Source organism: Gordonia otitidis NBRC 100426 (assembly GCF_000248075.1).
Taxonomy (GTDB): domain Bacteria; phylum Actinomycetota; class Actinomycetes; order Mycobacteriales; family Mycobacteriaceae; genus Gordonia; species Gordonia otitidis.
Map to the genome: position 1 here is coordinate 1 of NZ_BAFB01000129.1, position 9,503 is coordinate 9,503.

Here is a 9,503-nt window from a genome sequence, read left to right on the forward strand (position 1 = left end):
GGTTCTCTTCATCTTCGTCATCGGCATGGTCATCGCAGCCGTGTGCGGCTACATGGCCGGTCTCATCGGGTCGTCGAATTCCCCGATCTCCGGTGTCGGCATTCTCGCCGTCATCATCGCCGCACTGCTCATCAAGTTCGTGTACGGCGCGGCCGACCCGCAACAGTCGACCATCCTCGTCGCTTTCACCCTGTTCGCCACCGCCATCGTGTTCGGCGTCGCGACGATCTCCAATGACAATCTCCAAGACCTCAAGACCGGCCAGCTCGTCGGAGCGACGCCGTGGAAACAGCAGGTGGCGTTGATCGTCGGTGTGTGTTTCGGGTCGCTGGTCATCCCACCGATCCTCGGCGTCATGAACACCGCCTTCGGATTCGCCGGCGCGCCGGGCGCTGGAGCAGACGCATTGCCTGCCCCGCAGGCGAGTCTGATCTCCGAACTGGCCAAGGGTGTGTTCGGCAACGACCTCAACTGGAGCATGCTCGGGATCGGCGCGGCCATAGGCGCCGTCGTCATCGTCATCGACGAGTTCAGTGGCCGGGTGAACAAGAAGGTTGCGCTGCCGCCGCTCGCTGTCGGCATGGGGATGTACCTACCGATGTCTGTGACGTTGATGATCACGGTGGGCGCCATTCTCGGCCACATCTACAACAAGTGGTGCGAACGCGTCGGCGGCGACGTCGGGCAGAAGAAGCGGATCGGCGTACTCGTCGCGACGGGGCTCATCGTCGGTGAAGCACTCTGGAACGTGGTCTATGCAGCCATCGTCGCGTCGACAGGCGACGACGGTGTGCTCTCGATCGTCGGTGACGGCTGGGCCAACGGCTCCCAGATCGTCGGCGTGATCGCATTCGTCATCGTCGTCCTCGGCATGTACAAGGTGACCGAGATCCTGGCCAAGCGCAGCGAGGAGACCGACCCGTCACCGCATCCCGACGCGAAATGAGCTGCGCCGCCGAGTAATGCCGACCCTTAGTCGGCAAGCGTCCCGTGTTCGAGAACCGCGAGAATCTCCGAACCCCATTCCTCGTCGAGTGGCTCCCCGGGGAACAGCAACGCACGCAACATCGCAGCGCCACCCATCATCTCGATGACGCGGTCCGGATCGGTCCCCGCACGGACCTCACCGTCGGCGACTGCAGCGACGAGACGCTCTCGGAACGCAGCGAAAACGCCTGCGAATCCTGCGATCACCCGACGATGCACTTCTGGGTCTGCTGCCATGTCGGTCACCAGTCCGGGAAGCGCGGCACGGGTCACCGGCGAGTTGAACAGCTCGCGCACCCGCGCCACCATCACCACGAGATCGTCGTCGGTGTGCCCGGTCGGCGCCGACAGTGCCGTCATGTCGGCGAACGTCGCGTCGTGGACAAGGTCCTGTTTGCCCGACCAGCGGCGGTAGAGAGCCGTCTTCGTCGTCCCAGCTCGGTCGGCGACCGCCGCCACCGTCAGACGCGCATATCCCAGCTCCACCAACAGTTCTCGCGCAGCGGCAAGAACGGCAACGTCGATCGCGCCGTCGCGTGGACGACCTTTTCCGAAAACCTTGCCAACCGTCGTCACATCTGATTCCATAACGCTACTCAGCGTAGCGTAATACGGCGGAAGGACTCGCCATGGCCACCCGACCAACCTTCGAAGAACTCGACCACCTGCAGCGCTCGGAGCGTGACACCGCGTCGATACCGTCTGCTCTCGCGTCCTGGCTCACCGACCTCCTACCTGCCGGTGCCGATCCCACGGTGACAGTCGACGCGGGCATCGACGCCAACGGCATGTCGTCGGAAACCGTCATGCTGACCGGTCGCTGGACCGAGAACGGTGCTGCGCGCGAACAACAATGGGTCATGCGGATGCAGCCACGCCCCGCCGACGTCCCGGTGTTCGCCGAGTACCACCTCGACCATCAATTCGAGGCGATGCGATTGGCCGCCGAACTCACCGACCTCCCCATCCCGACGACCCGATGGCTCGAGCCGACCGGCGACATCCTCGGCTCACCGTTCTTTCTCATGGACCGCGTCGACGGGCTCGTGCCACCGGACGTGATGCCCTACACCTTCGGTGGCAACTGGTTCTTCGACGCCCCGGCCGACAAGCGTCGCCAACTGCAGGACGCGACGATCGATGTCATAGCGACACTCCATGCCATCCCCGATGCCCGCACCACCTTCGGATTCCTCGACCCACACGCCGACACCTCGACGACCCCCCTGCGTCGACGCCTCGACGAACTGCAGCGGTTCTACGACTTCGCCGCCGCCGATCTGGGCCGGTCACCGCTCCTCGACCGTGCGATGATCTGGCTCGACACCAACTTCCCCGACGACATCGCATCCGGCGACACCGTCTTCAACTGGGGAGACGCCCGTATCGGCAACGTGATCTACCAGGATTTCCTACCGGCGGCGATCCTGGACTGGGAGATGGCCACGCTCGGCCCGCGCGAACTCGACGTCGCGTGGCTGATCTTCGCGCACAACGTCTTCCAGGAGCTCGTCGGACTCGCGAACATGCCGGGTCTCCCCGACGTGCTCCGCGAGGAGGATGTCCGCGCAACCTACCGCGACCGGACCGGCGTCGACCTCGGCGACCTGGGATGGTTCTACCTGTACTCGGCCGTGCTGTGGGGCTTGATCTTCATGCGCACCGCGTCGCGACGCATCCATTTCGGCGAGATGGCACCACCCGCCGACATCGAGGCCGAGCTCTTCTACCACCGTCCACTACTGCAACGGCTACTGGACGACCGCACCTGAGTCCCTTCCCCGGAGAGGAACCCCATGCTCGGACCACTCGACGAGTACCCCGTTCATCAACTGCCCCAACCGATCGCGTGGCCGGGCACATCCGACCGCAACTTCTACGACCGGTGCTACTTCAACGCACACGACCGAACCGGCGACATCTTTCTCGTGACCGGGCTCGGCTACTACCCGAACCTCGGCGTGAAGGACGCGTTCGTGGTGATCCGACGTGGAGACGAGCAGACCGCAGTGCACCTGTCCGACGCCATCGACCAGAACCGCCTCGACCAACACGTCGGCGGCTACCGCATCGAGGTCATCGACCCACTCCACACGATCCGACTCACCCTCGAACCCACCGACGGGATCTCCTTCGACCTGACCTGGAACGGGCTGTTCGACGTCGTGCAGGAGCTACCGCACGTGATGCGCAGCGGCAACCGGATCACCCTGGACGCGCAACGCTTCGCCCAGCTCGGCTCGTGGTCGGGATGGATTCGCATCGACGACACCGAGGTCACCGTCGAACCCTCGACGTGGATCGGCAGTCGCGATCGGTCCTGGGGAATCCGGCCGGTCGGAGAAGCCGAGCCTGCGGGACGTCCTGCCGATCCCCCGTTCGACGGCATGTGGTGGACGTATGTGCCCATCGCATTCGACGACTTCGAGCTCGTGCTCATCGTCCAGGAATCACCGGACGGCATCCGCACGCTCAACGACTGCTCTCGGGTGTGGAAGGACGGCCGCGTCGAACAACTGGGCTGGCCCAGATTCGACATCCACTACCGCTCCGGCACGCGGGAGGTCAGCGGCGCGACGATCGCGGCCACCGCTGCCGACGGGTCGTCGGTCACCATCGAGGTCACCTCCTTACTCGCTGCGCCGCTGCACGTCGGCGGCGGGTACGGCGGCGACCCGGAGTGGCAGCACGGCATGTGGCGGGGCGAGGGGTTCACCGAGCGCGTCACCTATGACATGACCGATCCGGGTGTCGTCGGCCGAATCGCATTCGGCGCCACCGACCACGTCGCGCGGGCGGAATGCCGTGCGGCCGACGGCACGACCCGGGAAGGATGGGGCATGTTCGAACACTTCTGTCTGGGCAGGCACGATCCGAGCGGCTTCACCGGTTGGGTCGACGTCGCGCCCTGACGGTTCTGCGCATTCTGCGTACCGTGGACTCATGAGCACACAAGAGATCACGCTTGGCAATTTCGAGGACACAATTTCGGCCGGCGGCACCGTGCTGGTCGACTTCTGGGCGGGCTGGTGCGGCCCGTGCCGACAGTTCGCGCCGACCTTCGAGAAGGCGTCGGAAGATCATCCCGACATCGTGTTCGGCAAGGTCGACACCGAGGCGGAACAACAACTCGCAGCGGGATTCGGCATCCAGTCCATCCCGACCTTGATGGCTTTCCGCGACGGTGTGCTGGTCTTCAATCAGCCGGGCGCGCTGCCCCCCGCCCAGCTCGAGCAGCTGATCACCGCTGTCGGCGACCTCGACATGGATCAGGTGCGAGCGGAGATCGCCGCTGCCGACGCCGCGCAGGGCGACAACCCGCAGGGTTCCTGAGTTCTCAGAACCGTCCCGCAACGAAACCGGCGAAGAGCACGACGAATCCGCCGATCTCGCCGGTCATCAGCGCAATCATCGACGCTCGTAGCGCTGGATCCTCGCGGGCGAACTGATTGGTGGTGTCGCGCATCAGCCCGTGCGCGATGTAGCTGCCGATCGCGCCGACGAAGAACACCACCATCACCATGGCCGCGGCGAGGTTCAGCCACGATGGCCACGCGCTGAGGTAGACGAAGACCGCCACGAGCAGGGTCGCAAATGCGTAGAGCAGCGCCGAACGGTGGGCGATGTCGACGTAGGGGTGCGCCAGATGATTCTCCGAGCTGCGCATCTGCTCGTACTTCCACACCCCGAGAATCAGAGCGAGCAGAAACACCAGACCCGACGCTGCGAGCGTGATAGCGGTCGCGTAGTCGAGGTCGATCGTCGTGCGCATCGCTCAACGATATCGGTCCCGCAGGTTGGGATCGGACTCCCACCACAATCCGCTTCCGGTCTCGGTGGGGTCGTGCGCGGGTAGTTCTGCGCCCGACTCCAACGCGGCGTCGACCTTCTTTTCGGTCTCGCGTTCGTCGGAACGAAACCTGCGGAAGAGCACCATGAGGAAGGGCAGTCCGACCACGTCGCCGAGAATCCAGAGGACACCGGCGCCGATGGTCTGGTCGGTGCGCAGACCAGGCCCCCACGTTCTGTGCAGCGACGTGTAGTAGTCGGCGGCGACCAGCGAGCCCTGCCACAGGACGATGCCGAGCAACCCGTCGGCGATGCTCTCGGCCGTGGTGATACCCAACGAGAGCGCCTGCGGATAGCGGCGCGGCACGGGATCGACCTGCAGGCGCGCATAGAAATAGCCGATGCCGATGACCACCAGGAGTAGGCGCGTGGCGACGTCGACCGACGCATCCCGCAGGATCAGCTCGTACCAGCCGCTGAAGTAGATCAACCACGGCACGGCGAGCATGCATGCCGAGGTCGGGATGGGGCCGAGGAGCAGGCGCGCCGCACGGCTGTCGAGCGCGGCGTCGAACCGGGCGCACCCGCGGCCGCCAAGCGATTCCCGCAGGACCGTCACCGGCCTGCCGAGCGCCAACCCGAACGGCGCGACCAGCAACAGCAGCACGAACTGCAGCGCACGGACCCAGAAGAGTGTGTCGGAGTAGACGCCGACCACACTGACACCGGCAACCAGCCACACTCCGATGCCGAGCACACCGAAAACCACCACGGCAGATCGCGGCACCGACGACCCGCCGCGCGACGACGCCCTGCGCCATGCGAGCGCGTATGCGACAAGCACGACGACGACCACAACGGTGGTGACGGTGTCGAGTCGCCATGAGGTGAGCGCGACCTCGAGTGTCAGTGGGGCGATCGACGGATGCACGACAGACAGTGTGCGCCGTCGAACGCTGCAGTGGTGCCCGAAATGACCGGTGCGCGAGCAGAATTCACGCGCAACGTAGCCGCCGCCCGAGGGCCGCGGTGGCTATCCGGACAACTCCGACAGCTCTACAGATGAATCAGCGAGCTTCTCCGGGTCGACGGGGTCGCCGGAGACGATGAGTTCCTTGATCGCGTCGAGTTGGTCCCAGATGTTGACCTGCATGCCTGCGAGAACGGTGTTGTCCCCGTCGAGCCAGAACACGACGAACTCGCGGCCCGGCACGTCACCGCGGAAGACGACCTTCTCGTAGCCGTCGGAGAGTCCGCTGTACTCCATACCCAGGTCGTACTGGTCGGTGAAGAAATACGGCAGCTTCTCGTACTCCGCACTGCCGCCGAGCATGTTGGTGACGGCGACGGTCGGCTGGTTGAGCGCGTTCGCCCAGTGTTCGACGCGAACCCGCCGCTCGAGGATCGGATGCTCGGCATTCGCGATGTCGCCGACGACGTAGATGTCGGGGTCGCTGCTGCGCAGGCCGGCGTTCACCAGCACTCCGCCACCGTCGATGTCGAGACCCGCCGACTCGGCCACCTCGAGGTTGGGCACGGCACCCGCAGCAACCAGCACGACGTCGGCCTCGATCGTGTCGCCACCCTCGAGCCGTAGTCCGGTCGCCGCGCCGTTGTCCGTCGTGATCTCTTCGACCTTCACCTCGGTACGGAGGTCGACGCCGTGCTCGCGATGCAGATCGGCGAAAACCTGCGCCACCTCGGGCCCCAGTGCGCGCAGCAGGGGGAGCTTCGCCGATTCGGCAATCGTCACCTCGACACCGCGCTCACGCGCGGACGCCGCGACCTCCATGCCGATCCAGCCGGCGCCGACGATCGCCAGGCGCGTGCCCTCGGTCAACACGTCCCGGATCGCACGCGCATCGTCGACGGTCCGTAGGTAGTGCACACCCGATGCGTCGGCGCCCGGGAGGCCGATGTGTTGCGACGACGACCCGGTGGCCAGGAGTAGCTTGTCGTAGACCAGCGTCGAACCGTCGGGAAGAGTGATCGTCTTCGCCTCGGCGTCGACCTTGTCGATGCGCGTCCCGGGTCGGAATTCGACGCGCTGGTCGAGATACCAGTCGGTGTCGTGCACTGTGAATTCGGGCAGATCCTGCTTTCCCTGCATGAATTCCTTGGACAACGGCGGCCGTTCATACGGCAACTCGTTCTCGACGCCGAAGATCACGACGTCGCCGTCGAAATCCTGCTCACGCAGCGCTTCCGCGGCCTTCGCCCCCGCGAGTCCTCCCCCGACTATCGCGATCGTTGTCACGGCTGTATACCTCCCGGTTGGTGTGGTTACACGGACTCCACTCCAACGCTACGCGTCGACCCGACTCACGCTGGGCAAACGCCACGTGATCATCACGAAACGATCACGAGGACTAGTGCCCGATTCGCGAAGTATGCACGTGACTGCCGCTTGGATATCACCAAACTCGTATTACCAATTGATAACGACACGCTGTAGGCTCTATCCCGATTCGAAGAATCCGCGCGACCGATCGGACGATCGGGCCAGTCTCGGATTCACGTTCTCCTAATGGAAGTGATCGCTCGTGTCGCATACACGTCGGGCCCCGTTCTCGCCTGCCCTACCCGTTGCAGTTCTGATGGTGGCGCTGGCCCTGGTGGTCGGTCTGATCTCCGGCGCGGGCAGCGCACGCGCCTGGGGTCCGCCCGCCAAGCAGGTCAAGGGCTTCATCAACGAGCAGATCTACAACTACGGCATGGACCACCCGGTATCGGTCCGCGCCTGGCCGTCGCAGACGACCAAGCCGAGTGACGCTCCCACGGTGATCTTCCTCGACGGCCTGCGCGCCACCAACGACTACAACGGCTGGGAACGCGAGACGAACGTCGCCTATCTGTCGCAGCACGGGTACAACGTGGTGATGCCGATCGGCGGCCAGTCGTCGTTCTACGCCGATTGGCAGCAGGCGTCGGCGAGCGCGGGCCAGCGCAACCCGTACCGCTGGGAGAGTGTGCTCAAGGGCAGCCTGCCGCAGTTCCTCGACCGACACGGCTTCCGCAACCGCACTCTCGTCGGACTGTCGATGTCGGCGAGCCAGGCAGTGATCGTCGGTAACCAGCGCCGCGACCTCTACCAGCGCGTCGTCTCGATGTCGGGCTTCATGAACCTCGTCGCGACGGGCATGCAGACCATGCTGCGCGCCGCAGCGTGGGACGCGGGCCACTACAACCTGAACGACATGTGGGGCTGGTTCCCCAATGCCCAGGCTTTTGCGCACTCGCCGACCGAGAACCTGCCGTCGATGGGCGGCCTGCACCTGTGGATGTACGCGGGCACCGGCGTGTGGGGCGACCACCAGCCCCCCGGCGCGAACAACACCGACTTCTACATCACCGGATTCAACTCGACGGCCATCGAGTCGGTCGCCGGCGAACAGAGCCGCACCTTCGCGCTCGCCGCACCCGCGTTCGGCGTGAACCTGCGCACCGACTTCCCGATCACCGGTACCCACGCGTGGGGCTACTGGCAGCAGGCGATCTGGAACATCTACAACAACGGTTGGTTCCGCAACGGCTGATCACCGATCTCCACGGAACGCGGCGTCGAAGCACATGCTTCGACGCCGCGTTGTCGTTGGAGGTGATGGTCGTTGGAGGTGATGCGTGTCAGGACGGCTCGACACCGGCGCGCCAGTACGCCTGCGCTTTCACCGACTTCTTGTCCAGCTTGTAGTCGGTCTTGAACAGCGTCGCGATCGCTCGGGTGGCCTGCATGTCGAGCGCCACCCAGCCGAAGTGGTCCGACGCGTCGAACGCCGCCGATCGCACCTCGTCGACGATCGCGGAGCCGTCGACCCCGCGGTCGATGAGATGCAGGGTGTCGTGGTCTCGGACGGCGATCGGTAGTTCTCTGTCGTCGTCGTGGGAGACCTCGAACCAGACCGTCGCAGGGACATCGGGGGTCGATTCGGTCAGCGCGGCGAGCAACGAGTTGATCGCAGGAAGCGCGGCGGGATCGCCGGCGATGAGCCACCCCGCGGGTGCGGGCTGAGGCAGCGCGAACTTCGATCCCATGAACGTCGCACTGATCTTGTCGCCCGGTTGTGCCGCCAGCGCCCAGCGGGGCGCGGCGCCGTCGTGGATAGCGAACTCGATCGAGAACGTGTCGGTCGCCGGGTTCGGATCGACCAGCGTGTAGCCGCGCTGGTGGATCTTGTCGTGCTTGTTCATGAACCACATACGAATCCACATGGTGGGGTGAACGGGGCGCTCCTCGAGCAGTCCGCCGCCGGTGAAGTCGACACGAACATAGTGATCTGTGATCTGCTTCGTGCCGGTGACGGTCAGCTCGTAGTCGTCGGCGCCGAAGAGCTTGAGTACCGCTCCCTGCCAGCCCCGCGACTTGCCCTTGGTGGGTGATTCGACCATTGTCTCGACCTTCCGTCTGCGATCTGCGGGCTCGTTAGTGAGGGTAGCCTATGTTCATTTCCGCTCCCGATGCCCGCGTCGCCGGGGTCACCCATCCCTCGTGCGTGCCACTCCGAAGACCGTGTGTGAGATTCGGTGCGGGGGTTCGCGGGTGCGCGACGTGACGGGACAGGTCGTCGAGCTGCGTATCTGGGGTACCGAGCGGATCGCGCCTGCTCTGACCCGTATGGCCAGCGGCAGGTTCGGGCTGCGCGCGACGCCCGGCCTCGAGTTCGCCAAGCTCCTGGGCACCGGTTCGGGGGAGACTTTCACCATGCGTGATGCCGACCCCCACCACTGGG

The 9,503-nt window shown here is 65.1% G+C and carries 10 protein-coding genes and 1 pseudogene; 6 read left to right on the top strand and 5 right to left on the bottom strand.

Annotation, left to right across the window (positions count from 1 at the left end):
- The coding region (locus GOOTI_RS13340) for an OPT family oligopeptide transporter (RefSeq protein WP_007239126.1) at positions 1-946 on the top strand (946 nt) is incomplete at its 5' end.
- A 26-nt stretch (positions 947-972) separates the two neighbouring features.
- Here the strand turns inward: GOOTI_RS13340 and GOOTI_RS13345 are convergent.
- A complete protein-coding gene (locus tag GOOTI_RS13345; protein ID WP_007239127.1) occupies positions 973-1,575 on the bottom strand; it encodes a TetR/AcrR family transcriptional regulator in 603 nt (200 codons plus the stop codon).
- 41 nt (positions 1,576-1,616) lie between these two features.
- On the opposite strand from GOOTI_RS13345, the gene GOOTI_RS13350 reads away from it, so the two are divergent.
- Genes GOOTI_RS13350 through trxA form a run of 3 tightly spaced genes read left to right on the top strand, consistent with a single transcriptional unit; the run spans position 1,617 to position 4,320 of the window.
- Complete coding sequence (locus GOOTI_RS13350) at positions 1,617-2,759, top strand: phosphotransferase family protein (RefSeq protein ID WP_007239128.1); 1,143 nt, start codon at positions 1,617-1,619, stop codon at positions 2,757-2,759.
- 24 nt (positions 2,760-2,783) lie between these two features.
- The gene (locus GOOTI_RS13355) at positions 2,784-3,899 is read left to right on the top strand and encodes an Rv3169 family protein (RefSeq protein WP_007239129.1); all 1,116 of its coding nucleotides are present in this window, start codon (positions 2,784-2,786) and stop codon (positions 3,897-3,899) included.
- 31 nt (positions 3,900-3,930) lie between these two features.
- The gene (gene trxA, locus GOOTI_RS13360) at positions 3,931-4,320 is read left to right on the top strand and encodes a thioredoxin (RefSeq protein WP_005177327.1); all 390 of its coding nucleotides are present in this window, start codon (positions 3,931-3,933) and stop codon (positions 4,318-4,320) included.
- A 4-nt stretch (positions 4,321-4,324) separates the two neighbouring features.
- Here the strand turns inward: trxA and GOOTI_RS13365 are convergent, their stop codons facing one another.
- The 3 genes from GOOTI_RS13365 to GOOTI_RS13375 all read right to left on the bottom strand — a co-directional run bounded on the left by GOOTI_RS13365 (position 4,325) and on the right by GOOTI_RS13375 (position 7,033).
- The gene (locus tag GOOTI_RS13365) at positions 4,325-4,759 is read right to left on the bottom strand and encodes a hypothetical protein (protein ID WP_007239130.1); all 435 of its coding nucleotides are present in this window, start codon (positions 4,757-4,759) and stop codon (positions 4,325-4,327) included.
- A 3-nt stretch (positions 4,760-4,762) separates the two neighbouring features.
- Positions 4,763-5,707, bottom strand: a complete 945-nt coding sequence (locus GOOTI_RS13370; protein WP_007239131.1) for a cytochrome c oxidase assembly protein — start codon at positions 5,705-5,707, stop codon at positions 4,763-4,765.
- Positions 5,708-5,809: 102 nt separating this feature from the next.
- The gene (locus GOOTI_RS13375; protein ID WP_007239132.1) at positions 5,810-7,033 is read right to left on the bottom strand and encodes an NAD(P)/FAD-dependent oxidoreductase; all 1,224 of its coding nucleotides are present in this window, start codon (positions 7,031-7,033) and stop codon (positions 5,810-5,812) included.
- Between the two features lie 286 nt (positions 7,034-7,319).
- On the opposite strand from GOOTI_RS13375, the gene GOOTI_RS13380 reads away from it, so the two are divergent.
- Positions 7,320-8,312 carry an alpha/beta hydrolase gene (locus GOOTI_RS13380; RefSeq protein ID WP_233425501.1) on the top strand — a complete coding sequence of 331 codons (993 nt, stop codon included), beginning with the start codon at positions 7,320-7,322 and terminating at the stop codon, positions 8,310-8,312.
- An 88-nt stretch (positions 8,313-8,400) separates the two neighbouring features.
- Here the strand turns inward: GOOTI_RS13380 and GOOTI_RS13385 are convergent, their stop codons facing one another.
- The gene (locus GOOTI_RS13385) at positions 8,401-9,162 is read right to left on the bottom strand and encodes a siderophore-interacting protein (protein ID WP_007239134.1); all 762 of its coding nucleotides are present in this window, start codon (positions 9,160-9,162) and stop codon (positions 8,401-8,403) included.
- Between the two features lie 160 nt (positions 9,163-9,322).
- Between GOOTI_RS13385 and GOOTI_RS13390 the strand changes: the two are divergent.
- Positions 9,323-9,503: pseudogene (locus GOOTI_RS13390) on the top strand (monooxygenase); the annotation flags it as partial.

What these genes read in the sequence shown, in the direction of transcription:
- GOOTI_RS13345 (WP_007239127.1), bottom strand. Translation starts at nt 1,575, where the DNA reads ATGGAATCAGATGTGACGACGGTTGGCAAGGTTTTCGGAAAAGGTCGT.
- GOOTI_RS13350 (WP_007239128.1), top strand. Translation starts at nt 1,617, where the DNA reads ATGGCCACCCGACCAACCTTCGAAGAACTCGACCACCTGCAGCGCTCG.
- GOOTI_RS13355 (WP_007239129.1), top strand. Translation starts at nt 2,784, where the DNA reads ATGCTCGGACCACTCGACGAGTACCCCGTTCATCAACTGCCCCAACCG.
- trxA (WP_005177327.1), top strand. Translation starts at nt 3,931, where the DNA reads ATGAGCACACAAGAGATCACGCTTGGCAATTTCGAGGACACAATTTCG.
- GOOTI_RS13365 (WP_007239130.1), bottom strand. Translation starts at nt 4,759, where the DNA reads ATGCGCACGACGATCGACCTCGACTACGCGACCGCTATCACGCTCGCA.
- GOOTI_RS13385 (WP_007239134.1), bottom strand. Translation starts at nt 9,162, where the DNA reads ATGGTCGAATCACCCACCAAGGGCAAGTCGCGGGGCTGGCAGGGAGCG.